The organism is Nonomuraea montanisoli (assembly GCF_013363975.1).
In the GTDB taxonomy this organism is placed as follows: domain Bacteria; phylum Actinomycetota; class Actinomycetes; order Streptosporangiales; family Streptosporangiaceae; genus Nonomuraea; species Nonomuraea montanisoli.
Genome location: NZ_JABWGN010000008.1, coordinates 414,297 through 438,659, shown reverse-complemented (window position 1 = coordinate 438,659; position 24,363 = coordinate 414,297). Strand labels below are relative to the sequence as shown.

The following is a 24,363-nucleotide window of genomic DNA, read 5'->3' as shown; positions in this document are numbered from 1 at the left end:
TCACACGGGCGGGACGAGGACGAAGTAGCGCTCCAGGAACTCCGGGTCGCCGCGGACCTCCAGCCGATCCGCCGGTATCCGCCGCCACAGGTAGAGCATGAGGTCCGAGGCCGTACCCGCCAGCTCCACGTCGACCGGAGCGGCGTCGGCGGGGTCGTCCGTGGCGGGGGCGGCGCCGCCGGCATCCGGGTCGGCGCCCCCCGCGCCGTCACCCGCCGGGCTCGTGGCGAGGTGGATGCCGTCGGCGTCGAACCGGACCGTCCACACGCCGGCGCCGTCGGTCTGCCGGAAGCGGTACCGCTCCCCCGCCCCCGGGGGCGCCTGCGTCCAGCCGCGCCGCGCCGGCGCCATGACCTGGAAGGTCTGGCTCACGGCGTCGGCGGCCAGCTCGGGGTCCATGGGCCCGGCCGCGCCGAGCGCGTTCTCGGCGTCCCACCGGTGCACGGCCGCCTCGATGGCCTGCGTCCGCGTCCAGAAGCCGACGCTCTGCTCCTGTGACCAGGTCCACACGGGCGTGCCGGGGTCGTGCGCCCCGAACCGCTCCTCCAGCAGCGTGGCACCTTCGGCGAACCACTCGCCCAGCCCGCTCGGGATCGGACCGCGGTTGGGGGCGTTCTCCGGCCGCGGCCAGCCCGTGAGGTCGGCGGGCAACCGGAGGAACGACAGGTCGCCCGTGTCGGGGAAGCAGGCCGGCCGGTCCTCGATGATGCGGATCAGCCCTCGGTGCACCCCGCCCAGGTGGACGATCAGGTCGGCCACGGACCAGCCGGGACAGGACGGCACCAGGGGCGCCCCGTCCAGTGCGGCCGCGCGGGACGTCGCGTCCCGGAACGCCGCGATCTCGCGGTGGAAGTGGGCGACATGATCCATGACCCCACTGTCTCATCGATTCGCGGGGCCGGCCCTCTCAGGCGGGCCAGGCCGCGAGGGCCAGCTCGGCCGTGGCGGTCAGCTCGGCCGCCGTCGCGCCGTCGAGGGAGCGCTGGGACATGCCCTGGATGACCGTCGCGAAGTAGGCCGCCAGGGCGCGCGGGTCGGCTTCCTCCGGCAGCTCGCCGTCGCGCTGGGCGGCGCGCAGCCGATCCTCGAAGACGACCAGGTTGGCGTTGCGCAGCTCGCGCAGGAACGCCGCCACCTCCTCGCCCTCGACCCCGACGTTGGTGGCGGCGCAGATGGTCAGGCACCCGGCGGGATGCGACGGGTCGGAGTAGATCACGGCGGCCTCGCGCAGGATGCGGGCGAAGGCGCCCCGCGCGGAGGGCTCCTCCTCCAGCGCCACGGCCATGAACGCGCCGACCGGCGAACGGCCGTAGGCGGCCACGGCCTCCCTGAACAGGGTCTTCTTGTCGCCGAAGGCGGCGTACAGGCTGCCCGGACGGATGCCCATCGCCTCGGTCAGCTCGCCGACCGAGGTGGCCTCGTACCCGCGCCGCCAGAACAGCAGCATGGCCGCGGCGAGCGCCGCCTCGCGGTCGAACCCCCGCGGCCTGCCCCGCGCGGCCCGCCGGCCCGCGTCCGCCCCTGTGCCCGTCGTCATGCCCCCATTCTAGAGCGACCACTCAACAAATCGTGCTAGCGTCTTTTTTGAGCGATTACTCAAGAATTGGAGAGCACCCATGAGCAGGAGTCTTGACGGCAGGATCGCGCTGGTCACCGGCGGCAGCAGGGGCATCGGCCGGGCCATCGCGGAGCGGCTGGGCCGTGACGGCGCGGTGGTGGCCGTGGCCTACGCCCGCGACACCGCCTCGGCCGAGGAGGTCGTCGCCCGGATCCGCAAGGACGGCGGCCGGGCGTTCGCGATCCGGGCGGAGCTGGGCCGGCACGGCGACGCGGCAGCGCTGTGGGAGGCGTTCGACGCCGCGGTCGAGGAGTTCGCGCCCGGCGGCGGCGTGGACGTCATCGTCAACAACGCGGCCGTGGCGACCAGCTCCGACCTGGGCGGGCTGAGCGAGGAGGAGTTCGACCAGGTGTTCGCGGTGAACGTGCGGGCGCCGTTCTTCATCGTCAAGGAGGGGCTGGGCCGGCTGCGCGACGGCGGCCGGATCGTCAACGTCTCCAGCGGCGCCGCCCGCATCGCGATGCCCGAGATCATCGCCTACAGCTCCACCAAGGGAGCGCTGGACACCTTCACCCTCACCCTGGCCAAGGCGCTCGGGCCGCGCGGCATCACGGTCAACTCGGTGGCGCCCGGCATCGTGGACACCGACGTCAACGCGAGCTGGCTGCGCGGCGACCCGGAGGCGTGGGAGCGCGCCGCGTCGGTGGCGGCGCTCGGCCGCGTGGGGCGGCCGGAGGACATCGCGGACGTCGTCGCCTTCCTCGCCTCGGACGACGCCCGCTGGGTGACGGGCCGCGTCGTGGACGCCACGGGCGGCTCCGGCCTGTGACTCTCCTCGGCCGCCCGGGGCGGCCTCAGGCGGCAGGGGTGAGCGCCTGGTGCCAGAGCGCCGTGTCGGTGTACTGGTGCAGGCGGCTGATCCGGCCGTCGGCGACCTCCCACAGGTGGACGAACTCGGCCTCGTACGCCCGGCCGGTGGAGCGGGCCACGCCCCGGTAGGCGCCCGTGACGACGACGGTGCCGTCGGCGGCCTCGTGCCACGTCTCGGCGTACGGGGCGGTGTCGAACGCGGCGTTGATCGGGCCCCAGATCCCGGCCATCGCCTCCCGGGGGCCGTGGAAGGAGCCGCCGGCGCCGCACGGCAGGCCGGACGCGGTACGGGCTTCGAACGCGGGATGCAGGATCGCCAGGATCCCGGCCCGGTCACCCGTCTGGGTCGCCTCGTAGAAACGCTGGACGATCTCGATGGATCGGCTCATGCCGCCCCCTTTTTAGATGATAGATTCTAGAAGCAATCATCTAATATCACGGGAGGCGGCGGGTGGGAAGGCCGGGCAAGTTCACCGAGGACCGGATCCTGGACGCGGCGATGGCGATCACCGCCGAGGAGGGGCCCGCCGCGGCCACCATGGCCGCCATCGCCGGGCGGCTGGGCGCCCCGACCGGCTCGCTCTACCATCGCTTCGCCTCGCGCGACCTGCTGATGGCCGCGCTGTGGCTGCGCGGCGTGCGCCGTTTCCAGCACGGCGTGGTCGAGGCGCTGGCGGCCGCGGACGTGGAGGCGGCCGCCCTGCACACCCCGCGCTGGTGCCGCGACCACCTGGCCGAGGCGGCGACGGTGCTGCTCCACCGCCGGGAGCTGGTCGCCCGGTGGCCCGGCGAGCTGGCCGGCGAGCTGGAGGGGGTCAACACCGGCCTGTCGGCGGCGCTCGACGCGTGCGCGGCCCGCCTTCCCGGCGTGGGGCGCGAGCGGCTGGTCTTCGCCGTGGTGGACCTGCCCTACGGGGCCGTGCGGCGCCACCTGATGGCCGGGCAGCCCCCTCCCCCGCTGGTCGACGAGCTGGTGGCCCGCGCCTGCCGCGCGGTGCTGGAACCCGTACCGGAGCAGGAGGAGGAGGAGACGGCGGTGGGAAGCCGGGTCAGGGGCGGATGATCGCCATGCGGGTGACCGTGAGCTCCTCGATGGCGAAGCGGGGCCCCTCCCGCCCGGCGCCCGAGTCCTTGACGCCCCCGTACGGCATGTTGTCCGCCCGGAACCCCGGCACGTCGTTGACCACCACGCCCCCGGCCTCGATGCGGTCCACGGCGGCGAACGCGGTGGCCAGCGAGCGGGTGAAGACCGCGGCGTGCAGCCCGTACCGGGAGGCGTTGACCGCGGCGAAGGCGGCGTCGAGGTCGGGCACGGAGCGCACGCACACGACCGGGCCGAAGATCTCCTCGTCCCACGCGGCGGCCCCGTCCGGCACGTCCGTCAGCACCGTCGGCGCGATGGCCCGGCCGTCGCGGACGCCGCCCGTGACGAGCGTGCCGCCCGACTCCCGCACCCGGTCGAGCACGCGCTCGGTGGCGGCCGGGTCGATCAGCGGCGCCACCCGGGTCTCCGGCGAGCGCGGGTCGCCCGCGACGACGTCCTTCACCCGCTCGGCCAGCAGCGACACGAACGCCTCGCGCGCCGGCTCCTCCACCAGCACCCGCTGCACCGAGATGCACGCCTGGCCGGAGGCGTAGTAGCCGCCCCGCACCACCGCGTCCGCGGCGGCCTCCAGGTCGGCGTCGGCGGCCACCACGAGCGCGGCGTTCGAGCCGAGCTCCAGCAGCACCTTGGTGGGCGCGGCGGCCCGCGCGATGGCGTGGCCGGCGGCGGCCGAGCCGGTGAACGACACCGCGCCGATCCGCCGGTCCTCCACCAGCGTCCGCCCGACCTCGACGTCGCCGGTGACGAGCTGCACGCCGGCCGGGGGCAGCCCGCCCGCCGAGCGCAGCAGGTGCACGAGCCAGAGCGTGGCCAGGGGCGTCGCGGGGGCCGGCTTGACGATCACGGGGCAGCCCGCGGCCACCGCCGGCGCGATCTTGTGGGCGGCCAGCAGCAGCGGATAGTTGAAGCCGGTGATGCCGACCACCACGCCGATCGGCCGCCGCGTCCAGAACCCGACCAGTCCCTCGCCCGAGGGCAGCAGGTCGAGCGGCACCGTCTCGCCGTGCAGCCGGGCCACCTCCTCGGCCGCCGTCGCGAGCGTGACGAGCGTGCGGGCCACCTCCACCCGGCAGTCCACCAGCGGCTTGCCGGTCTCCAGCACGAGCAGCCGCTCGACGTCCTCCCTGCGGGCCGCGAGGGCGTCGTGCGCGCCCATGAGCGCGGCGCGGCGGGCGTGCGAGGGCAGCGCGGCCATGGCCGGCGCCACCGCGAGCGCCTCCTCGACGGCGCGGCGGGCCAGTTCCGGCGTGCCGACCGGCGCGCTCGCCACCACCGAGCCGTCGTACGGGAAGACGACGTCGCCCGTCCGCCCGGTCTCCACCCATCCGTCGCCCACGGGCAGCCCGGACGGCCACGCCCCGTCGAGATCGTCCACCGTCACGCCACTCCCCCTAGAGCGCTGGGAAACACGTCGAGGTACGCGGGCGCGCCCTCGCGGCCGGTCGCGGCGAGCATGGCGTGCGCCACGGCCCGGCTGAACACGTCGGCACCGGCGGCGAGCAGGTCCTGCAGCCCGCCGGGGTCCGGCGCGGGCTCGCCGCAGGTGGCCAGCCCGAAGACGGTGTCGCCGTCGACCATGGTGTGGGCCGGCCGGATCGCCCGGGCCAGCCCGTCGTGGGCGACGCCGGCCAGCTTGCCGCACTGCGCCTTGGTCAGGGTCAGGTCGGTGGCGACGACGCCGATCGTGGTGTTGAACGAGGTGACGGCGGCGGGCCGCCAGGCGTCCGACTCCTCGGCCGACGGCTCGCGCAGCGGTCCGAACTCGCCGGGCAGGCCGTACCGGGTGCCGGACAGCAGCGCGCGGCCCGGGTCGAGCACCGAACCGGCGGCGTTGACCACGGCCAGCGCGGCCACGGTCACGCCGGAGGGCAGCACGGCGCTGGCCGTGCCGACGCCTCCGGCCAGCCCGCCCGCCACGGCGCCGGCGCCCGCGCCGACCGACCCGCTGCGCGCCTCGGCGGGCGAGGCGGCGTCGTAGGCGGCGGCGCCCAGCCCGGCGTCCGGCACGGCGCGGAACCGGCCGCCGCGCCCGAGGTCGTAGATGACGGCGGACGGCACGATGGGCACGACGCCGCCCTCGACGGGGAAGCCGATCCCGGCGTCGGCCAGCCGCTCCATGACGCCGCAGGCGGCGCTCAGGCCGTACGCGCTGCCGCCGGTGAGCGTGATCGCGTGGACCCGCTCGACGAGGTTGCGCGGGTCGAGCAGCTCGGTCTCGCGGGTGCCGGGCGCGGCGCCGCGCACGTCCACCCCGGCCACCATGCCGCCCGGGGGCGCGAGCACGACGGTCGTCCCGGTGCGGTAGCCGGCGCCGACCCGCTCGGCGTGCCCGACGCGCAGCCCGGCCACGTCGACCAGGGCGTTCGCCCGCCCGGCCTTCACGACCGCCGCCCGGTTCCGGCGCTCCGGGTCAGGAAGCGGCGGGCGGCCTCGGCGAAGACGCGGGCGCAGCGCACGATCTCCTCCACCTCGACGTACTCGTCGGCCTGGTGGGCGATCCACTTGCCGCCCGGCCCGTACACGACGGACGGCACGCCGCCCCAGTGCGTCAGGACGGTGCCGTCGGTCGAGCCGGGCACGCCGCCGTAGACGGGCTCCTCGCCGGTCACGGCCCGGTGGGCGCCGGCCAGCGCCGCGACCACGGGGTCGTCCACGGGCACCTCCACCGGCGGCCGGTCCACCAGGATCGACACCTCCGCCGCGATCCCGTCGTGGGAGGCCAGCTCCCGCACCCGGGCGGCGACGTCCTCGTGCGCGAGCCCGGGGATGGTCCGCACGTCCACGAAGACCGACGCGACGGCCGGGATGACGTTGACCTGCTCCTCGGTGCCCGCCCGCACCACGGTCGGCGTCACGTACACCTCGCCCAGGTGCTCGTGCGCGGGATGCGCCGCCTGGAGCTCCTTCTCCAGGGAGCGCAGCCCCACCAGCAGCATGCCCACGGCCTGGATGGGGTTGCGGCCGTGCTGGGGCATCGCGCCGTGCGCCATCTTGCCCGTGAAGTCCACGCGCAGCCGCAGCGCGCCCTTGGCGACCGCGCAGATCTCGCCCGCCTCGGGCTCGGCCACGATCGCGCCGTCGACGTCGGCGGCCAGGCCCTCGGCGACGAAGTGGTGGGCGCCGATCATCAGGCCCTCCTCGTCGGCCAGCGCGCACACCTTGATCCGTCCGGGGAACGGCCCGGCGAGCTGGAGCGCCCGCGTGGCGTAGAGGGCGGCGGCCAGGCCCGACTTCATGTCGGCGCTGCCCCGGCCCCACAGCTTCCCGTCGCGGATCTCGCCGCCGAACGGGTCCACGGTCCAGCTCGACAGGTCGCCCTCGGTCACCACGTCGGTGTGCCCCTCGAACATGAGGGTCGGCCCGTCACCGCCGCCGCCCTCGACGACGGCCACCACGTTGGGCCGGCCGGGCTCGACCTCGTAGACGCGCGGCTCCCAGCCCCACTCGCGCATCCTCGCCTCGACCAGCTCGGCGGCCGGCCGCTCGCAGCGTCCGCGCGCCGGGTCGTTGGTGCTGGGGATGCGCACCAGCGCCTGGGTGAACTCCACGACTCCCCGGGCGTCGACGTCGATCACAACATTCCCTCCAGGGTCGGCACGGCCGCCAGCAGCGCCCGCGTGTACGGGTGGCCCGGCGCCTCCCAGACGTCGTCCACCGGGCCGGTCTCCACGATCAGCCCGTCGTGGACGACCGCGACGGTCTCGCACAGGTGCCGGACCACGGCCAGGTCGTGCGAGACGAAGACGAGGGTGAGCCCCAGCTCGTCGGCCAGGTCGGCGAGCAGGTTGAGGATCTGGCCGCGTACCGACACGTCGAGGGCGCTGACCGGCTCGTCGGCCACGAGCACCTCGGGGCGGGGGGCGAGCGCGCGGGCGATCGCGATGCGCTGGCGCTGACCGCCGGAGAACTGGTGCGGGTAGCGCTCCGCCGCCGAGGCGGGCAGGCCGACCGCGTCCAGCAGCTCGGCGACCCGGTCGCCCACGGGCTCGCCGAGCGCCACGAGCGGCTCGGCGACGAGGTCGCGCACCCGCATGCGCGGGTCGAGGGAGCTCATCGGGTCCTGGAAGACGATCTGGAGGCTGCGCCGCAGGAAGCGCAGCGACCGCTCCGGCAGGCCCGCCACCTCCCGGCCGGCGAAGGTGACCGAGCCGCTGGTGGGCCGGTCGAGGGCGCAGAGGAGGCGCAGCAGCGTGGACTTGCCCGACCCGGACTCGCCCACGATGCCGAACCGCTCGCCCCGGTGGACGGTCAGCGACACGCCCTTGAGCGCGTGCACGGCCTCGCCGGGGCGGGTGAGGGAGGTGCGGGGGCGGCGGTAGACGCGGGTGAGGTCGCGCACCTCGATCAGCGGCTCGCCGGCGGGACCACCGGCTCGGTCAGCGGCAGGGGCGCCGGCGGAGGCGCGCACGGGGTCAGCGTCGGGGGTGCCAGCAGGCGAAGGCATGGCCGTCTCCTCTCGGCTCCGGGCCCGTCAGGTCGGGGGCGGTCAGTTCCGGCGCGGTCAGTTCCGGCGCGGTCTCGCAGGTCTCGGTGGCGTGGGCGCAGCGGTCGCGGAAGACGCAGCCCCCGGGGAAGCGTCCGGCGGCGGGCACGGAGCCCGGGATGGTGGCCAGGCGGGTGCCGCGCGGCGGCAGCCGGGAGGCGGCCAGCAGACCCTCGGTGTAGCGGTGGCGGGGGTGCTTGAACACCTCGCGCAGGGGCCCGCTCTCGACGACCCGCCCGCCGTACATGACCAGCACCCGCTCGCAGAGCGAGGCGACGACGGCGAGGTCGTGCGTGATGAACAGCAGCGCGGGCGCGACCTCGGCGATGAGCTCCAGCATCTGCTTCTGCACGGTCACGTCGAGCGCGGTGGTCGGCTCGTCGCAGATGAGCAGGTCGGGCTCGTTGGCCAGGGCGATGGCCAGCATGACCCGCTGGCGCTGGCCGCCGGAGAGCTGGTGCGGGTAGGAGCGGGCGATCCGCTCCGGGTCGGGCAGGCGCACCCGGCCGAGCAGCTCGGCGGCGCGCTCGCGGGCGCGGCCCGCGGCGACGCCGTGCAGGGTCATGACCTCGGCGACCTGCGCGCCGACCCGCATCAGCGGATTGAGCGCGGTCATGGGCTCCTGGAAGACCATCGACACCGTACGGCCGCGCAGGTCCTTCAGCCGCCGCTCCGGTACGCCGACCAGGTCGCGACCGCCCAGCCGGGCCGTGCCGGACGCGGTGACGCCGTCGGGCAGCAGCCCCATGAGCGCGAGCGCGGTCAGCGACTTGCCGGAGCCCGACTCGCCGATGAGGCCGACCCGCTCGCCCGGCCCGATGCCGAACGACACCTCCCGCACCAGCTCCAGGTCTCCGGCCCGCACGCCCAGCCCGTCAACCGTCAGCACTGCTCCCCCTAACCACGGGCGTTCCTCAGCTTCGGGTCGAGATGGTCGCGCAGGCCGTCGCCGAGCAGGTTGAAGCCGAGGACGGCCAGCGCGATGGCCAGGCCCGGCCACAGGGCCAGGCGGGGCGTGGAGAACAGCAGCTCCTGCGATTCCTGGAGCATGCGCCCCCACGACGGCGTGGGCGGGCGGGTGCCGAAGCCGAGGAACGACAGCGCCGCCTCGGCCAGGATGGCGATGGCGAACGACACCGACGCCTGGACGATGAGCACCGAGCCGATGTTCGGCAGCACGTGCCGCAGGGCGATGGCCGGGCCGCGGCGGCCGGCCGCCCGCGCCGCCAGCACGTAGTCGGTCACCATGACCTGCATCGTCGCCGCCCGGGCCACCCGGGCGAACGCGGGCACGGTGGCCACCCCGATCGCGATCATCGCGGTCAGCGTGCCCGCCCCGTACACCGCGCCCAGCATGACGGCCAGCAGCAGCGCCGGGAACGCGAACACCAGGTCGTTGACCCGCATGATGAGCTCCGACAGCCAGCCGCGCGAGCGGGGCGCCATGCCGGCGGCCACGCCCAGCGGCGTGCCGACGACGGCGGCGATGCCCACGGCCACCACCCCCACGTAGAGCGTGGTGCGGGCGCCGACCATGAGCTGGCTGAGCGTGTCGCGGCCGAACTTGTCCGCGCCGAGCAGGTAGCCGCCGCCGGGCTCGCGCAGCTTGCCGGCCGCGTCGACGAGGGTGGGGTCGTGCGGGGTCCACACGAAGGACACGAGCGCGGCGGCCACGACGACGCCGACCAGCGCGCCGCCGGTCGCCAGGCCCAGGTTGAGGCGCCGGCCGCTCATCGGGCGCCTCGCAGCCGGGGGTCGAGCGCGGCGTAGCAGACGTCCACCACGAAGTTGATCAGCAGGACGGCGGCCACCAGGACCATCACCACCCCCTGGACGAGCAGCAGGTCGCGCCCGGCCACGCCGTTGAGCAGCAGGTCGCCGAGCCCCGGGATGACGAACACCCGCTCCACCACCACGGCGCCGATCAGCAGGGTGGCGAGCTGGAGGCCGAGCACGGTCACCACGGGGATGGAGGCGTTGCGCAGGCCGTGCCGCCACAGGGCGCCCATGCGGCCGCGGCCCTTGGCGCGGGCCGTGCGCAGGTAGTCCTCGCGCATCACGTCGAGCACGGCGCTGCGCACGTACCGGGTGAGGACGGCGCCCTGCACGAGCCCGAGCGACAGCCACGGCAGCAGCAGGCTGCGCAGCCATTCGGCGGGGTCGTCGGCGATCGGCACGTAGCCGCCGGACGGCAGCGCCTGCGCCTTCACCGCGAAGACGAACACCAGCAGGATGCCAGCGAGGAACGCGGGGACCGCGATGCCGACCTGGCTGACCGCGCTGATGGCCGCGCCCACGGGGTCGCGGTGGTGGACGGCGGCGTAGGTGCCGGCCGGAACGGCGACGAGCAGCGCCACCACCATGCCGCCGAGCACGAGCACCACGGTCACGCCGAAGCGGTCGGCGATCTGCGGGCCGATCGGCGAGCTGGTGACGTACGAGGTGCCGAAGTCGCCGTGGACCAGGCCGCCGAACCAGTCGAGGAACTGGGTGACGGGCGGCCGGTCGGTGCCGAAGCGGGCGCGCAGGTCGGCGACCGCCTCGGGCGTGGCGTTGACGCCGAGCGCGATCTCGGCCGGGTCGCCGGGCAGCACGGCCATGAACGCGAAGACCGCCACGCCCGCGGCGGCGACGCTCGCGAGGAGCACCGCCAGCCGCTTGAGCAGGTAGACGATCACTGCTTGGCGAGCCCGGTGAAGTCGAAGGACTCGGCGATGGCGTTCTGGGGCAGCCCGGTGACGCCCTTCTTGGCCACGATCAGGTTGGGGAACAGGAACAGCCAGTCGGCCGCGGCGTCGTCGGACAGCAGCTTGGCGGCCTGCTTGAGGTCGTCGGTCTGCTGCTGCTCGCTGCCCTCGTCGGCGGAGGCGAGAAGCTTGCCGAACGCGGGGTTGTCGTACCTGAAGTAGTACGACTTATCCGCGAATATGCCCATGTCGCGGGGCTCGACGTGGTTGATGATGGACATGTCGTAGTCGCCCTGCTTGAACACCACGTCCAGCCAGCGGGCCGGGAACTCCAGCGGCTCGATGTCGGCCGTGATGCCCACCTGCGCGAGCTGCGACTTGACCACCTGGGCCGAGGCCACGGCGTACGGCAGGTTGGGAATGCGCATCTTGACCGTGTACGTCTTGCCGCCGAGCAGCTCCTTGGCCTTGGCGGGGTCGTACGGGTAGTCGCCGGTGCGGTCCTCGTACCAGGGGTCGGTGGGCGGGACCATGGAGCCGATCGGCTTGCCGCGCCCGGCCCAGGCCGTGTCGAGCAGTGCCTTGTGGTCGATCGCGTACCGGACGGCCTGGCGGACCTTCTTGTCGTCGAACGGCGGCCGGCCGTTGTTCATCGACAGCACCACCTCGCCGTTGGTGGTGCCCTCGATCGTGGTGAACCGGTTGGGGTCGGCGAACTGCTGCAGCGACTCGGGCGCCTGGACGCTGGAGATGACGTCGATGCCGCCGGTCAGCAGCGCGTTGTTCATGGCCGTGGCGTCCTTGAAGTACTTCAGCGTCACGGCGCCGGCCGCCGGCTTGGCGCCCCAGTACCTCGGGTTGGCGTCGAGCCGGATCGAGTCGCCCCGTTTCCAGACGCCGAGCTGGTAGGGGCCGGTGCCGACGGGCTTGTTGGCCAGGTCGGCGACGCCGGTGCGGCTGAACATCGCGCCGAGCCGGGTGGCCAGCGCGTAGAGGAAGCCGTTGCTGGGCCGCTTGAGCGTGACGACCGCCGTCGTGTCGTCCTTCTTGTCCACCTTGTCGATGACGTCGAGCTGCGACTTGATCTTCAGCTTCCAGTCCGTCTTCACGCGGCCGAGCGAGAAGACGACGTCGTCCGCCGTGAACGGCGCGCCGCTGCTGAACGTGACGTTCTTGTGGAGGGTGAAGGTGTAGGTCTTGCGGTCGGGCGAGACGTCCCATTTCTCGGCCAGCAACGGCTGGATCTTGCCGTCCTGGTCGAGCTTGACCAGGCCCTCGTAGACGTTGACGAGCAGCGCCTGCGGGATCGCGGCGCCCTCGGTGGAGGTGAAGTCGAGATTGGCCGGCTCGGCCACGAACCCGACCGACAGCGACTCCTTCGCGGCCGTCTCGCCGGAGCGGCCTCCGGAGCCGCCGCCACACGCCGCCGTGCCCAGCAGGAGACCGCCCAGGGCGATCCAGATGCCGATGCGCCTCATCTTCAAGCCTCCTGGCTAGTGCCCTGGCTAGTGCACTGGTCGGACCAGTAGGCTACGCACACTGCCAGCCGACGACGGCTCAGGTCAAGGGGGCTTCATGAGTGGTCCACGCTTCGAGCCGGTGCGTACCGTACGCGCCTATGAGCGGATCGTGGAGCAGGTCGAGCAGGCCATCGAGAGCGGCGCCCTGTCCCCTGGGCAGCGGCTGCCGAGCGAGCGCGATCTGATGGGCCAGTTCTCGGTCAGCCGCTCCACGGTGCGCGAGGCGCTGCGCGTGCTCCAGGCGCGCGGCCTGGTGCGCTCGCGTCCCGGCGACCCGAACGGCGCCGAGGTCCTGCCGTTCAGCTCCGACGCGCTGCAGAAGTCCATGGCCTCGCTGGCCCGGGTCGAGGGCCTGTCGCTGGGTGAGCTCGTGCAGTTCAGGATGGTGCTCGACGGGTCGGCGAACCTGCTGGCGGCCCGGCTGCGCACCGCCGGGCAGCTCGCCGAGATGGAGGCGGCCATCGAGCGGATGCGGGCGGCGGTCACCGAGGGCTACGACGCCTTCAGCGCCGCCGACGTGGCCTTCCACGACGCGGTGGCGCGCGCCAGCGGCAACAAGCTCATCCAGATCTGCGTCGAGGTGGTGCGCTCGATCGTGCTCGGCCTGGTCGCCGACCGGCTCGCCGACGCGCCCGACCGGGAGGCGCTGATGCGGCGCAGCATCCGCCACCACGAGGAGGTGCTGGCCGCCGTCCGCGACGGCGACGGCCCGCTCGCGGCGCGGCTGGCGCGGCAGACGATGTACGACTATTACGCCGGGTACGTCCCGGCGGCCGAGCGCCCCGCGCTGCGCGCCCTGCTGGACCAGCCCCCCACCGTGCCGGAGTAGACCCGCCGGACCGCCCGCACGCCGCGCCGGAGCAGGCCCGCGTCCGGCCGGACCGGGCTTGCCCCCGGCGATCGGTATGGAGCGGGACACGTCCGGTCACCTTGGGATTTGGACGCGCCATCTGCCCTTAACGGTGTATCTTGCAGCCGTGGCTCGCGAGGATTCGGACGGGCTCGCCGAGGCGTTCCTGCGCGAGCCCCGTCGCTACACCAGCCACCAGGTCGCGGAGATGGCCGGGGTGCCGGTCTACCGCGCGCGCCGGTTCTGGCGCGCGCTCGGCTTCCCGAACGTGGCCGACGACGCCGTCGAGTTCACCGACTCCGACGTGGAGGCGCTGAAGACCCTGCTCGGCATGGTCTCCTCCGGCGTCTACGACGAGGAGCACGTGCTGCTCATCGCCCGCTCGCTGGGCCGGGCCACCACGCGCCTGGCCGAGTCGCAGGCGCAGCTCGGCGCCGAGGAGCTGGACCAGGCGGGCGTGCCGCTGGACGAGCGGGCCCGCGCCTGGCGCCGCCGGGCCGACCGGGTGGTGCCCCCGCTCGCGCGGCTGCTCGTCTACTCGTGGCAGCGCCAGCTCGCCGCCGCGGCCGGGCGCATGGTCGACCAGGACCACAGCGCGGTACGGCTGGCCGTCGGCTTCGCCGACCTGGTCGGGTTCACCCGGCTGAGCCGGCAGATCACCGAGCGGGAGCTGGCCACGCTGGTCGACAGCTTCGAGGGCCGTTCGGCCGACGTCGTGACGTCCTCCGGCGGCCGGGTGGTCAAGACGCTCGGCGACTCGGTGCTGTTCGTCTCGGGCAAGGCGCACGAGACCGCCGAGATCGGGCTGCGGCTGCTGGAGACGCACGCCAAGGTCCGGGGCATGCCGGAGCTGCGCGTCGGGCTGGCCGCGGGGCCGGTGATCTGGCGGATGGGCGACGTGTTCGGCACGACGGTCAACCTGGCCAGCAGGCTCACGGCGCTGGCCCGGCCCGGCACCATCCTGGCCGACCCGGAGATGGCCGAGGAGCTGGAGGGCGACCGCGCCTTCGAGCTGCGCCCGGTGAACCGGCTGTCGGTGCGCGGGCTGGGCGAGTTGGCGCCGTTCGCGATCACGCGCGCGGTCCGGGCCACCTGATCCTCGCTGACGCTCCGGTTCGCGGGCCGGGCGACCGGTTTTCCGTTCCCCCGGAAGCAGGGCTTCCTGCCGGGCAACCGGGTGGGCGCGTCGATGCGTCACTAGCCGCAGTGGCCCTCACCGGGAGGGCCGGAGGACACGCGTACGGCGCGCCGCGCCGGCGGGAGGCGGACTGGTGGCGGACAGGGCGATCTATCAGGAATTCGTGCAGGCACGATCGGACCGCCTGTTACGCACGGCCTACCTGCTGACCCGTGACTGGGCGCTGGCCGAGGACCTGCTGCAGGAGTCCCTGGCCAAGGCGTGGTTCGCCTGGCCGGGCGTGGAGGACCCGGAGGCGTACGTACGCCGGGTGCTGGTCACGACGTACACCTCGTGGTGGCGGCGCAGGTGGCGGCGCGAGCTGCCCAGCGGCGACCTGCCGGACACGCCCGTGGACGGCGGCGCCGAGCGCGCCGGCGACCGGGAGTCACTGTGGAGGGCGGTCGGCCGTCTCCCGGCCCGGCAGCGCGCGGTGATCGTGCTGCGCTTCTACGAGGACATGCCGGTGGCCGAGGTGGCGCGGACGCTCGGCTGCGGGACCGGGACGGTCAAGAGCCAGACCGCCAAGGCCCTGGCCAAGCTGCGTGTGGACGAATCGATCCTGGAGGAGGTCTCCCGATGACCGTACGCGACCTGCGGGACGTCCTGCGCGAGCACGGCGACGCCGCTCCCCCGCCCAACCCGGGCCGCCACGACCAGGTGCGGGCCCGCGTCGGCCGGATCCGGCGGCGGCGGCTCCTGGCGACCGGGACCGCCGTGGCGTCCGTGGCCGCCGTGCTGGGCGTCGTGGTCCTGCCCGGCGGGCCCGATCAGCGCCGCGACACGACGGTGGAGGTGACGACCCCCGCCACTCCCCCGGTGAAGGACGCGGACCCGGCGGCGATGCCGGAGACCTTCACCGCGCCGGACGGCACCGTCTACCGCCGCCTGGCATTGACCTCGATCAAGGCGACGGGCAGCAGGAAGGCCACGGTCACGGTCCCGGTCACGGGCAAGCCCCTGGACGTGGCGGCCTTCTGCTCCCAACGGGCCCGCAACCACGTCAGCCCCCGGGTGTCCGTCGACGGCCGCCCGAGCCCGGACGGATTCGGCTGCCTCGGCACAAGGCAGCTGACGCCGCTGACGGTGCCGAAGAGAGCCGGGAAGCGCATCACGGTCACCTTCGACACGACCACGGCGGGCCTGGGGTGCTCGCGGGCCGACCCCAAGAGCCCCTGCAAGCCGATCAAGGAGCAGCGTGTCCCCTGGAGCCTGGCCGTGTACGAGTGGACGCCCCCGACCCCACCGGTCGTGCCCGCCGCGCCCCGGGCGTTCCCCCGCGAGGCCGGCGGCTGGAAGCTGGCGGAGACCCGGACCGGCACGTGGCCGGGTGAGACGTCCGTGACGTTCCGGGTGCGCGGCGACGGCCGCCCGATCGGCCTGGACCAGATCTGCACCGGCGACCTGGCCAGGCGCCTGTGGTTCACGGACGCGGACACCGGGGGCGGTTCCACGTGCGGCGTGTGGGACAAGGGTCCGTACCCCATGGCCATGTCGGTGTTCAAGACCACCAAGGGCAGGACGACGACGATCACCCTGAAGCTGTCCATGCAGTCGCCGGCCGAGGGCCGGCCGGTCCGGTGGTCGGTGGGGCTCTTCCGGCGTTAGGCGCGGCGCGGGGAGCGGTCCCGGAGAGCGGCGTGGAGGGCGCGCGAGCACGAAATCGGCCGGCGGTTGTTGGCAACTGATCGGCTTGCGCGTCCCCACGGCCCCGGGTGATAACAACTTGTCACCCCAACAAACCCGGGCAACACCCACAAAAGGGGGTTCCATGGCGCGCCATCGGATCATCGGGCTCGCAGCCACGCTCCTCGCCTTACCCCTCCTCACGGCCCTTCCCGCCACCGCGGAGGCCGCGCCGAAGGCACCGGCGCCGTCGGACGTGCGGGAGCTCACCCGCAAGGACTTCACCCTCGACGGCAAGCCGGTCAAGGTGCCCTCCGCGTACCAGGCCAGGCCCAACGCGAGGGCCAAGGCCGCCGCGGACACGCCGCCGGTCGGCACCGTGCGGCAGTGGCTCGGCATGGACGACTTCAACGGCCGGCTCTACCGCAAGGACTACACGCTGCGCGCCGTCGGCGAGAACATCGAGGTCTGGGTCGCCAACGACCTGGCCTTCCCGGCCGGCGACTGCCGCACGCAGATCCCGAGCAGCACGCAGATCACCGACGCCCAGGTGACGGACCTCGCGCGCGAGTTCGACACCACCATGTACCCGAAGGAGACCGCGGCCTTCAGCCGGCCGCCGGACCGCGACGGCACCCACGCCGTCCTGGGCCCGGACGCCAACGGCAACGGCGGCGTCTACACCGGCGCGGGCAACCGCACCGTGACGCTCGTCGACAACGTCAGGGACGACAACTTCTACCAGTTCCCGGCCGCCCCGACCTACATCGCCGGCTTCTTCTCCGCGCAGTTCAACGAGCTGCTCGACCGCAACGTCATGACGATCGACGCGTTCGACTGGCTGCACCGCACCGGCGCCAACCCGCCGGACGAGCCCACGGCCGACCTGTGCACCTCGCGCCCGGCGCGGCCCCGCCAGTACGAGAAGACGTTCGCGCACGAGTGGCAGCACCTGGCCCACTACTACACCGACCCCCTCGAGACCACCTGGATGAACGAGGGCCTGTCGGACTTCGCGCAGACCGTCACCGGGTATGCCGACGCCCAGGCCACGGTGTTCGACCGGGGCGCCGACAGCCACATCTTCTGCTTCCAGGGCTTCGGCACCGTGCAGACCCCGTACAACACCAACCCGCGTGACTGCGGCGGGCCGGAGAACTCGCTGAACCTGTGGGGCGAGGGCGCCAACGCCAGCGGGGTGCTCGCCGACTACGGCAACGCGTACTCGTTCATGCTGTTCCTGTACGACAGGTACGGCACGGACTTCATGAGCCGGCTGCACCGCGACGGCGCCCTGCAGGGCCTGGCCAGCGTGCGGGCGGCGCTGGAGGCGCGCGGGATGAAGAACCTGTACCAGGTGATCCACGACTACCAGACGATGACGCTGGTGGACAAGATCGTCGGGGAGTCGTCCCGGGGCGTGATGCTCGGCGTGCCGAAGAAGCGGGTGACGACCACCAGCCTGCGCTCGACGGTCAACCTGGACAACCCCGCCTCGTACAAGACCGCGGGGGCCGCGCCGAACGGCGCCGACTACGTGCCGCTGCAGAAGGCGGACGGCAAGGTCCTGCGCGGCGTCGACGTGCGGTCGCTGTCGTTCGAGGGCGCGAAGACGCTGCCGCCGCAGCCGCTGGCCTGGACCGTCGTCTCCGACGACCCGGACCGCGCCGGCAACCCGGTGCTCTGGTCGGGCAACGCCAGCAACCTCGACGCCGCCGCCGTGACCAAGCTGACGGTCCCCACGGCGGACCCGACGCTGCGCTTCCTGGCCAAGTACGGGGCGGAGGCCGGATTCGACTACGGGTACGTGGTCGTCTCGACGGACGGCGGGGCGACGTACACCGCGATCGCCGGCGACCACACGGTGACCGGCCCGCTCGGGCCCGCGGTCAACGGCACCACGACCGGCTTCCAGCCGCACACCTACTCCCTGGCCGCCTACGCGGGCAAGGAGATCCTGCTCGGCTTCCGGTACGTCAGCGACGGTGGCGTCAACGAGGGCGGATTCAGGATCGACGACGTCACGGTCGGCGGGACGGCGGTGAGCGACGGGTCGAGCCTGGAGCCGTTCGACTCGCCGACGGAGATCTACCCGACGCCGGTCGCCAACTGGAACGTCCGCCTCGTCGGCCTGGACGACAAGCACCAGGTGGCCCTGCAGGTCGAGTCCGACGGGCGGCGCACGATCACGCTCAACCGGCTGCAGCTCGCCGTGCTGGCGCCGTTCCCGAAGGTGGTGGCGGTGGTGGCCTACGACGATCCGACCGAGCAGGTCGGGCAGTACGCGCCGTACACGCTGAAGGTGAACGGCGTCACCCAGCCGGGCGGCGCGGCGCAGCCGTGACGCCGGTGTGACCCGTGTGGTCCGAGCCGTGAGTTTCTGACCCGTGAGGTCGGACCCGTGAGGTTCTGACCCGTGAGGGAAGGCGCCTGCCGCGCGGCGGCGGGCGCCTTTCTCGCGCCCGGCCCGCCGTCAGAGGGGGCCGACGGCGAGCGCGACCTGCGCGATGATCGCCATCGCGGCCAGCGCGCCGAACGCGGTGAGCGCGATCAGCACGAGCAGCACGCGCAGCAGGGTGGACACGACCCGGGACGCCTGACGGATCACCATGATCATGATCCAGAAGGACACGGCCGCGAGCAGGTAGAGGACGCCGCGCGCGGCGGTGACCCCCTCGGGGCTGGCCATGGTGGCCTCCGGCCCGGAGTGACCGCTCACGGCCGTTGCCAGGATGGCGTGGAGGGTTAAGGTTGCAGACATCGAGGTTCCTGAGGTGTGACGCGCCGATGGGGGCCTGGACGAGTGCGGGCACTCCTGGTGATCGATTGCGCCGACCCGGGGGTGCCTGCCCTTCTGGTGAGTGCTCAGCCCGCGCCCTTCGCGCGGATCCGGCGGATCTCTGATCCTCATGGCGGCCTCGCTGGTATAGTTTCAGTTAATCTTCAGCGGCTTTCACGGCCTTTTCCTGACAAGGGGATGCCCCCTCCCCCTACGCTCTAACCACCCTCACGAGCCGGGGTTGAGCCGCAGATCACGGCCCATACGGGAGAGAACGGCGACCCCGCGCCGCCGACCAGGGCATTCACTCTCGCATTCAGCGTTGGGTAGAGGTTTACTGAAGATACTGAACTTCAGATTTGGGGGTGGCACCATGGAGGGTTCCGGTCAGGCCCTGGCGCGGCGCCTGCGCGCGCTGCGCACGCAGCGCTGGCCGCACTCCAGGATCAGCCAGGAGCGGCTGGCGCGGGCCCTCGGCGTGAGCGCCCCGCTCATCTCCTCCTTCGAGTCGGCCAAGGACCCCAAGACGCCCAGGCCCGCCCGGCTCGACGCCTACGCCACGCTCTTCTGCACCGAGCGGTCCCTGCGCGACGGCGATCTGCGGCCGCTGGCCCTGGACGAGCTGACCGCCGAAGAGCACCACGCCCGCGAGGAGCTGCGGCGTGAGCTGCTGGACCTGCGCGCGGCGGCGGTCGGCGACACGGCCCGCGCTCCGGAGCGGCCCGCCGCCAACCTGTGGGACTTCGGCGACGGCAACCAGATCACCCTGGTCTGCGCACGGCTGCCGCCCACGATGCTGGCCCGCATGCCGTACGTCGAGCCCGACGACCCCGACTACATCGAGCTCTACACCTACGCCGACCTCGACGCGCTGTTCGAGCTGCACGGCCACATCCGCGCCTTCAACCCGGGCAGCGAGGTGCGCCGCCGCACGCCGCCGGACCTGGAGCCCGACGACCTGACCGCGCACCTGGTGCTGCTCGGCGGCATCGACTGGAACGAGATCACCACCGACGTGCTCAAGCGCCTCGACCTTCCGGTCGAGCAGGTCACCGACTGGGAGAGCGGAGCGCCGCCGTACTTCCTGGCCGGGGGCGAGCGGCACTGCCCGCGGCTCGACGGCGGGGTGCTGTACGAGGACGTGGCCCTGTTCTACCGCGGCCCCAACCCGCTGAACCGCAAGCGCACCCTGACGATCTGCAACGGCATGTACGGGCGGGGCACGCTCGGCGCCGTCCGGGCGCTGACCGACACCCGCTTCCGCGACCGCAACTCCGCCTTCCTGCGTGAGCGCTTCGCCGGCGAGGCGTCGTTCGGCGTCCTGAGCCGGGTCTCGATCGTCAAGGGGCTGGCACTGACGCCCGACTGGACGCAGAAGGAATCGAGAGTGTTCGAATGGCCTGAATGACGCCCGCACGCCGGCGGCGCGCACGTCGAGGGCCGTGTCTCACCCTGTCCCTCATGGTTGCTGTCTCTCTAGGACGCGTGAACGTTTGAACCACACCCTTGCCGCCTCCCCGCCGCCCGCCGGCGGGGACGGCGGGCCCGCGCGGTCGTCCTCCGCGCCGGGCCTGCGCTCGGGGGACCATCACGGATCCCACCGGCACCTGCTCCTGGCGCCCGGCGCCGCGACCGGGGAGGGCCGGATCGACGCCATCGTCGTGCCGACGGTGCGACACCGTCTGCGGCTGGGCCACGCCGCGGCCCTGGCGAGGGAGCTCGGGTGCCCGCTCCTCGTGCTCTGCAGCGGCCCGTACACCGGGACCGCGCATCTGCGCCCCCTCGGCGAGCTGGGGGCCGAGGTGGTCGCCGTCGACTTCGCGGGCAGCGCGGCGCTGCGGCTGCCCCGCTTCGAGACCTCGACGATCCTGCCGCCCCGCTTCCGCCGCAAGACCGACACCGCGGCCAAGCGCAACCTCGCGCTGACGCTGGCGCGGATGCTCTCCTGGGAGCGCGTCGTCTTCCTCGACGACGACATCGAGGTCGGCGAGCCCGGCGACCTGCGCCGCGCGGCCGGGCTGCTCGACCGGTTCAGCGCCGTCGGCCTGTCGATCGCCGGTTTCCCGGACAACTCGGTCGTCTGCCACGCCTACCGGGCCGTGGGCGGCGCCCAGGAGTCCTTCGTCGGCGGCGGGGCGCTGGCCGTGGAGACCGCGCGCGACGTCGCGTTCTTCCCGGACATCTACAACGAGGACTGGTTCTACCTGCTCGAAGGGGACGGGCTGCGCCCGCTGGCCGTGACCGGCACCGTGCGGCAGGCGCCGTACGACCCCTTCCGCACCCCCGACCGGGCGCGCACCGAGGAGCTGGGCGACGTGCTGGCCGAGGGGTTGTTCTGGCTGCTGGACGAGGGCCGCACGATCGACGACGCGCACCACGGGCACTGGGAGGACTTCCTGGTCCGCAGGCGCCGGTTCATCACGGGCGTCCTGCGGCGCCTCCCCGACGCGTCCGTGGAGCCGGCGGAGAGGCGGCGCATGGAGGAGGCGCTGAAGGCGTCGCTGGGCCGCCTGGCGATCATCACGCCGGACCTGTGCCTGGCCTACCTCGACGCCTGGCGGGCCGACCGGAAGTCCTGGGGCGACTTCGCCACCCTCCTGCCGGCCGCGCGAACGGTGGACGACGCGCTGCGCGCGCTGGCGGCCCCGGGCCACCGGCCGTTCACCACCCTGCGCCTGAACCCGCCCAGATCTGCCAAGCGTGATCGGTCGTCTTCGGCGTGACCTGACAGATTGCCGTTACGCGCTTGTTATGAACCGATTGACACGTCGATCGTAAACATATGCGCTATGTCCGGATTCGGGCGGCCGTGGAGAAGGATCTTCCCATGCTCGCGGGCGCCCTCGGGGAGGAGCCGTACTTCGTCACCCACCTCGCCCGGCAGCGAGCCGGGCACGGCGTGCTCCTGGTCGCCTGGCGGGCCTTCAGCCCGGTCGGGCACGTGTACCTGTGGCTGGCGCCGGCCGAGGAGCCCGAGGTCCGCGACCGGCTGCCGGGAGTGCCGCTGATCGTCCATCTGCGGGTGGCGCCGCAGCACCGCGGGCGGCGGATCGGGAGCCGGCTGATGGACGTGGCCGAGCGGCGGCTGAGCGAGCTGGGACACGCGCGGGTGGCGCTCGGGGTGGACCTGGACAACCATCGCGCCCGCGCGCTGTACCGGCGGCGCGGCTACCGCGACTGGCCGTACCCGCCGGTGCCGACCACGCGCGAGGTGTTCCGGCCCGACGGGCGGGTGGAGGCGATGGCCGACGTGTGCCACATCCTCGTCAAGGATCTGCGGGAGGCGCCGCGGCCGTACTCCCGGCGCCCCGCCCCGGGCGAGGCGCGCCGCCTGTGAGACGGCCGTGGTCCGGCGGCCCCCCGCGGGCTAGGATCACCGAACACCGTTCTGGCCCCATGTGAGGATGTGCGCGGATGACCACTCGCCGGCATGCCATCGGAGACCTCCTGCGCCGCACGGCCGCGCGGCACCCCGCCAAGACCGCGATCGTGTACGGCGAGCTGAGGCAGAGCTACGCCGACCTCGACCGGGTGGTCAACCGCACCGCCAACGCCCTCGCCGCCCGCGGCGTGGGCAAGGGTGACCGGTTCGCGGTGTTCAGCCACAACAACCACGCGTTCGTGGTGGCCTACTTCGCGCTGGCCCGCCTCGGGGCGATCTCTGTGCCGGTCAACTTCATGCTGGGCGCCGCCGAGGTGGGCTACATCCTGGAGCACTCAGGGGCGACGGGCATCCTCGTGGAGGAGGCGCTGCTGCCGGTGGCGCGGGTGGCCGTCACCGGGCGGGTCGCGGTCCGCGGCGTCATCGGCGCCGCCGGCGAGGGCCGGAAGCCGGCCGACGGCGAGGGCTGGGAGCCGGCCGACGGCGAGGGCTGGGAGCCGGCCGACGGCGAGGGCTGGGAGCCGTTCGACGCGTGGGCGGCGCACGGCGACGACTCCGAGCCGGACGTGGACATCGCCGACGACGACCCGGTGCAGCTCATGTACACCAGCGGCACCGAGTCGCGGCCCAAGGGCGCGGCCCTGTCCGGCCGGAGCCTGATCGCCCAGTACGTCACCTGCGTGGTGGACGGCGAGATGCGCCACGACGACGTCGAGGTGCACGCGCTGCCCCTCTACCACTGCGCGCAGCTCCACTGCTTCCTCACGCCCGGCGTCTACCTGGGCGCCACGAACATCGTCCTGCCCGGTCCCGACCCGGCCGCCGTCCTGGCCGCGATCGAGGCGGAGCGGGCCACCAAGCTGTTCTGCCCGCCGACCGTGTGGATCGCGCTGCTGCGCCACCCCGACTTCGACCGGCGTGACCTGTCGTCGCTGCGCAAGGGCTACTACGGGGCGTCCATCATGCCGGTGGAGGTGCTGAAGGAGATCGCCGCGCGGCTGCCGGAGGTGCGGCTGTTCAACTTCTACGGCCAGACCGAGATGGCGCCGGTGGCCACGATCCTCGGCCCGGACGAGCAGCTCACCCGCCTCGGCTCGGCCGGCCGGCCGGCGCTCAACGTGGAGACGCGCGTCGTGGACGAGGAGGACCGGCCGGTGCCGCCCGGGGTGGTGGGCGAGATCGTGCACCGCAGCCCGCACGCCATGCTCGGCTACTGGAACGACCCGGACAGGACCGCCGAGGTCTTCCGCGGCGGCTGGTTCCACAGCGGCGACCTCGGGATCATGGACGCCGACGGCTACCTCACGGTGGTCGACCGCAAGAAGGACATGATCAAGTCGGGGGGCGAGAACGTGGCCAGCCGCGAGGTCGAGGAGGCCATCTACGGGCATCCGGCGGTGGCCGAGGCCGCGGTGTTCGGGATGCCGGACGAGAGGTGGATCGAGGCGGTGACGGCCGCGGTGGTGCTGCGCGAGGGGGCCGCGCTGACGGCCGAGGAGCTGATCGCGTTCCTGCGCGAGCGGCTGGCGCCGTTCAAGACCCCCAAGCGGGTGACGTTCGTCGAGGCCCTGCCGAAGAACGCCAGCGGCAAGGTCCTCAAGCGCGAGCTCCGCACCACCCTCTGAGCGTCAGGTCAGGTGAGCGGTTTGTAGGCGCGCCCGGCGGCCTCGATGTGGGCCTTCGCGGCGCGCCGCGCCGCCTCCGCGTCGCCGGCCCGGATCGCGCGGACGATGGCCTGGTGCTGCTCGGTGATCGCGCCGGCCCAGTGGGGGTCGTCCAGGTTGGCGACGGTCGTCACCGCGATCCTGTCCCACACGCGGTGCAGGGTCTCCTCCAGGAACGTGTTGCCCGCGGCGGCGCCGATGGCGCGGTGCAGGGCCAGGTTGGCCTGCGCGGAGGCCCGCGGGTCGTGCGCCCGAACCGCGACCTCCACCTCGTCCACGGCGCGGTCGAGCGCGTCGACCTCGGCCGGGGCGAGGTGGCCCTGGGCCTGCCGCCTGGCGGCGAGTTCCGCCGCCAGGGCCTCCAGGTCGGCGCGCAGCACGAACAGGTGCTCCGCCTCGATCGGGCTGAGCGCCGCGACGGCGACGCCCCGGGCGGCCGGGACGACCAGCCCGTCGGTCAGCAGCCGGCCGATGGCCTCGCGGACCGGCGTCCGGCTGACTCCCAGGTCGGCGGCCAGGGCCATCTCGGTGAGCCGCTGGCCGGGCGCGTAGGCGCCGTCGGAGAAGCGGCGGCGCAGGGCCGCGTACACCGCTTGGGCGCTGCCGGGCTGGAGGTCGGGAGTGCTCGCCATACCGTCAGTATACGTTGCATGCAAGAGCCT

24 protein-coding genes are annotated in these 24,363 nt (G+C 73.5%); 11 read left to right on the top strand and 13 right to left on the bottom strand.

What is annotated here, in order from left to right:
* Together HTZ77_RS22875 and HTZ77_RS22870 are read right to left on the bottom strand one after the other, a co-directional pair.
* The gene (locus tag HTZ77_RS22875; RefSeq protein ID WP_175591687.1) at nucleotides 1–870 is read right to left on the bottom strand and encodes a maleylpyruvate isomerase family mycothiol-dependent enzyme; all 870 of its coding nucleotides are present in this window, start codon (nucleotides 868–870) and stop codon (nucleotides 1–3) included.
* Nucleotides 871–907: 37 nt separating this feature from the next.
* A complete protein-coding gene (locus HTZ77_RS22870; RefSeq protein ID WP_175591686.1) occupies nucleotides 908–1,537 on the bottom strand; it encodes a TetR/AcrR family transcriptional regulator in 630 nt (209 codons plus the stop codon).
* A 79-nt stretch (nucleotides 1,538–1,616) separates the two neighbouring features.
* Here HTZ77_RS22870 and HTZ77_RS22865 point away from each other — a divergent pair, with 79 nt between their 5' ends.
* Nucleotides 1,617–2,387 carry an SDR family oxidoreductase gene (locus HTZ77_RS22865; RefSeq protein WP_175591685.1) on the top strand — a complete coding sequence of 257 codons (771 nt, stop codon included), beginning with the start codon at nucleotides 1,617–1,619 and terminating at the stop codon, nucleotides 2,385–2,387.
* A 25-nt stretch (nucleotides 2,388–2,412) separates the two neighbouring features.
* Here the strand turns inward: HTZ77_RS22865 and HTZ77_RS22860 are convergent, their stop codons facing one another.
* Nucleotides 2,413–2,817, bottom strand: coding sequence for a nuclear transport factor 2 family protein (locus HTZ77_RS22860; RefSeq protein WP_175591684.1), 405 nt, complete (start codon nucleotides 2,815–2,817; stop codon nucleotides 2,413–2,415).
* A 62-nt stretch (nucleotides 2,818–2,879) separates the two neighbouring features.
* On the opposite strand from HTZ77_RS22860, the gene HTZ77_RS22855 reads away from it, so the two are divergent.
* Nucleotides 2,880–3,491 carry a TetR/AcrR family transcriptional regulator gene (locus HTZ77_RS22855; RefSeq protein WP_175591683.1) on the top strand — a complete coding sequence of 204 codons (612 nt, stop codon included), beginning with the start codon at nucleotides 2,880–2,882 and terminating at the stop codon, nucleotides 3,489–3,491.
* On the opposite strand, the gene HTZ77_RS22850 is transcribed toward HTZ77_RS22855, so the two are convergent.
* From HTZ77_RS22850 to HTZ77_RS22815, 8 genes are read right to left on the bottom strand one after another with little or no spacing between them, the layout of a single operon-like run.
* Nucleotides 3,478–4,914, bottom strand: coding sequence for an aldehyde dehydrogenase family protein (locus HTZ77_RS22850; RefSeq protein WP_328808710.1), 1,437 nt, complete (start codon nucleotides 4,912–4,914; stop codon nucleotides 3,478–3,480). The genes HTZ77_RS22855 and HTZ77_RS22850 overlap by 14 nt on opposite strands.
* Complete coding sequence (locus HTZ77_RS22845; protein WP_175591682.1) at nucleotides 4,911–5,915, bottom strand: P1 family peptidase; 1,005 nt, start codon at nucleotides 5,913–5,915, stop codon at nucleotides 4,911–4,913. Before HTZ77_RS22845 ends, HTZ77_RS22850 begins: the two co-directional genes overlap by 4 nt.
* On the bottom strand, nucleotides 5,912–7,108 hold the full coding sequence (locus HTZ77_RS22840; RefSeq protein ID WP_175591681.1) for a M20 family metallopeptidase: 1,197 nt from the start codon (nucleotides 7,106–7,108) through the stop codon (nucleotides 5,912–5,914). The genes HTZ77_RS22845 and HTZ77_RS22840 overlap by 4 nt, the downstream gene beginning before the upstream one ends.
* Nucleotides 7,105–7,977, bottom strand: coding sequence for an ATP-binding cassette domain-containing protein (locus HTZ77_RS22835; RefSeq protein WP_175591680.1), 873 nt, complete (start codon nucleotides 7,975–7,977; stop codon nucleotides 7,105–7,107). The genes HTZ77_RS22840 and HTZ77_RS22835 overlap by 4 nt, the downstream gene beginning before the upstream one ends.
* On the bottom strand, nucleotides 7,946–8,905 hold the full coding sequence (locus HTZ77_RS22830; RefSeq protein WP_175591679.1) for an ABC transporter ATP-binding protein: 960 nt from the start codon (nucleotides 8,903–8,905) through the stop codon (nucleotides 7,946–7,948). The genes HTZ77_RS22835 and HTZ77_RS22830 overlap by 32 nt, the downstream gene beginning before the upstream one ends.
* Nucleotides 8,906–8,913: 8 nt before the next feature.
* Nucleotides 8,914–9,750 carry an ABC transporter permease gene (locus tag HTZ77_RS22825; protein WP_175591678.1) on the bottom strand — a complete coding sequence of 279 codons (837 nt, stop codon included), beginning with the start codon at nucleotides 9,748–9,750 and terminating at the stop codon, nucleotides 8,914–8,916.
* The gene (locus HTZ77_RS22820) at nucleotides 9,747–10,694 is read right to left on the bottom strand and encodes an ABC transporter permease (protein ID WP_175591677.1); all 948 of its coding nucleotides are present in this window, start codon (nucleotides 10,692–10,694) and stop codon (nucleotides 9,747–9,749) included. The genes HTZ77_RS22825 and HTZ77_RS22820 overlap by 4 nt, the downstream gene beginning before the upstream one ends.
* A complete protein-coding gene (locus HTZ77_RS22815; RefSeq protein ID WP_175591676.1) occupies nucleotides 10,691–12,181 on the bottom strand; it encodes an ABC transporter substrate-binding protein in 1,491 nt (496 codons plus the stop codon). Before HTZ77_RS22815 ends, HTZ77_RS22820 begins: the two co-directional genes overlap by 4 nt.
* A 97-nt stretch (nucleotides 12,182–12,278) precedes the next feature.
* Here HTZ77_RS22815 and HTZ77_RS22810 point away from each other — a divergent pair, with 97 nt between their 5' ends.
* The 5 genes from HTZ77_RS22810 (at nucleotide 12,279) to HTZ77_RS22790 (ending at nucleotide 18,220) form a co-directional block, all read left to right on the top strand.
* Nucleotides 12,279–13,052, top strand: a complete 774-nt coding sequence (locus HTZ77_RS22810) for a FadR/GntR family transcriptional regulator (protein ID WP_175591675.1) — start codon at nucleotides 12,279–12,281, stop codon at nucleotides 13,050–13,052.
* Between the two features lie 148 nt (nucleotides 13,053–13,200).
* On the top strand, nucleotides 13,201–14,169 hold the full coding sequence (locus HTZ77_RS22805) for an adenylate/guanylate cyclase domain-containing protein (RefSeq protein WP_175591674.1): 969 nt from the start codon (nucleotides 13,201–13,203) through the stop codon (nucleotides 14,167–14,169).
* Nucleotides 14,170–14,344: 175 nt separating this feature from the next.
* Nucleotides 14,345–14,833, top strand: coding sequence for a SigE family RNA polymerase sigma factor (locus HTZ77_RS22800; RefSeq protein WP_175591673.1), 489 nt, complete (start codon nucleotides 14,345–14,347; stop codon nucleotides 14,831–14,833).
* Nucleotides 14,830–15,858 carry a hypothetical protein gene (locus tag HTZ77_RS22795; RefSeq protein WP_175591672.1) on the top strand — a complete coding sequence of 343 codons (1,029 nt, stop codon included), beginning with the start codon at nucleotides 14,830–14,832 and terminating at the stop codon, nucleotides 15,856–15,858. Before HTZ77_RS22800 ends, HTZ77_RS22795 begins: the two co-directional genes overlap by 4 nt.
* A 163-nt stretch (nucleotides 15,859–16,021) precedes the next feature.
* On the top strand, nucleotides 16,022–18,220 hold the full coding sequence (locus HTZ77_RS22790) for a choice-of-anchor J domain-containing protein (RefSeq protein ID WP_175591671.1): 2,199 nt from the start codon (nucleotides 16,022–16,024) through the stop codon (nucleotides 18,218–18,220).
* A 129-nt stretch (nucleotides 18,221–18,349) separates the two neighbouring features.
* Here the strand turns inward: HTZ77_RS22790 and HTZ77_RS22785 are convergent, their stop codons facing one another.
* Nucleotides 18,350–18,637 (bottom strand): hypothetical protein, encoded by a 288-nt coding sequence (locus HTZ77_RS22785; RefSeq protein ID WP_175591670.1) that lies wholly within the window; start codon nucleotides 18,635–18,637, stop codon nucleotides 18,350–18,352.
* 391 nt (nucleotides 18,638–19,028) lie between these two features.
* On the opposite strand from HTZ77_RS22785, the gene HTZ77_RS22780 reads away from it, so the two are divergent.
* The 4 genes from HTZ77_RS22780 (at nucleotide 19,029) to HTZ77_RS22765 (ending at nucleotide 23,662) form a co-directional block, all read left to right on the top strand.
* Complete coding sequence (locus tag HTZ77_RS22780) at nucleotides 19,029–20,063, top strand: helix-turn-helix domain-containing protein (RefSeq protein WP_175591669.1); 1,035 nt, start codon at nucleotides 19,029–19,031, stop codon at nucleotides 20,061–20,063.
* Nucleotides 20,064–20,148: 85 nt separating this feature from the next.
* Nucleotides 20,149–21,378 (top strand): hypothetical protein, encoded by a 1,230-nt coding sequence (locus HTZ77_RS22775; protein ID WP_175591668.1) that lies wholly within the window; start codon nucleotides 20,149–20,151, stop codon nucleotides 21,376–21,378.
* Between the two features lie 104 nt (nucleotides 21,379–21,482).
* Nucleotides 21,483–21,992, top strand: a complete 510-nt coding sequence (locus HTZ77_RS22770) for a GNAT family N-acetyltransferase (RefSeq protein WP_235994964.1) — start codon at nucleotides 21,483–21,485, stop codon at nucleotides 21,990–21,992.
* A gap of 77 nt (nucleotides 21,993–22,069) precedes the next feature.
* The gene (locus HTZ77_RS22765; RefSeq protein WP_175591666.1) at nucleotides 22,070–23,662 is read left to right on the top strand and encodes an acyl-CoA synthetase; all 1,593 of its coding nucleotides are present in this window, start codon (nucleotides 22,070–22,072) and stop codon (nucleotides 23,660–23,662) included.
* A gap of 8 nt (nucleotides 23,663–23,670) precedes the next feature.
* Here the strand turns inward: HTZ77_RS22765 and HTZ77_RS22760 are convergent, their stop codons facing one another.
* Nucleotides 23,671–24,333: a GntR family transcriptional regulator gene (locus tag HTZ77_RS22760; protein WP_175591665.1), complete on the bottom strand. Its 663-nt coding sequence runs from the start codon at nucleotides 24,331–24,333 to the stop codon at nucleotides 23,671–23,673.
* Nucleotides 24,334–24,363: the final 30 nt, after the last annotated feature.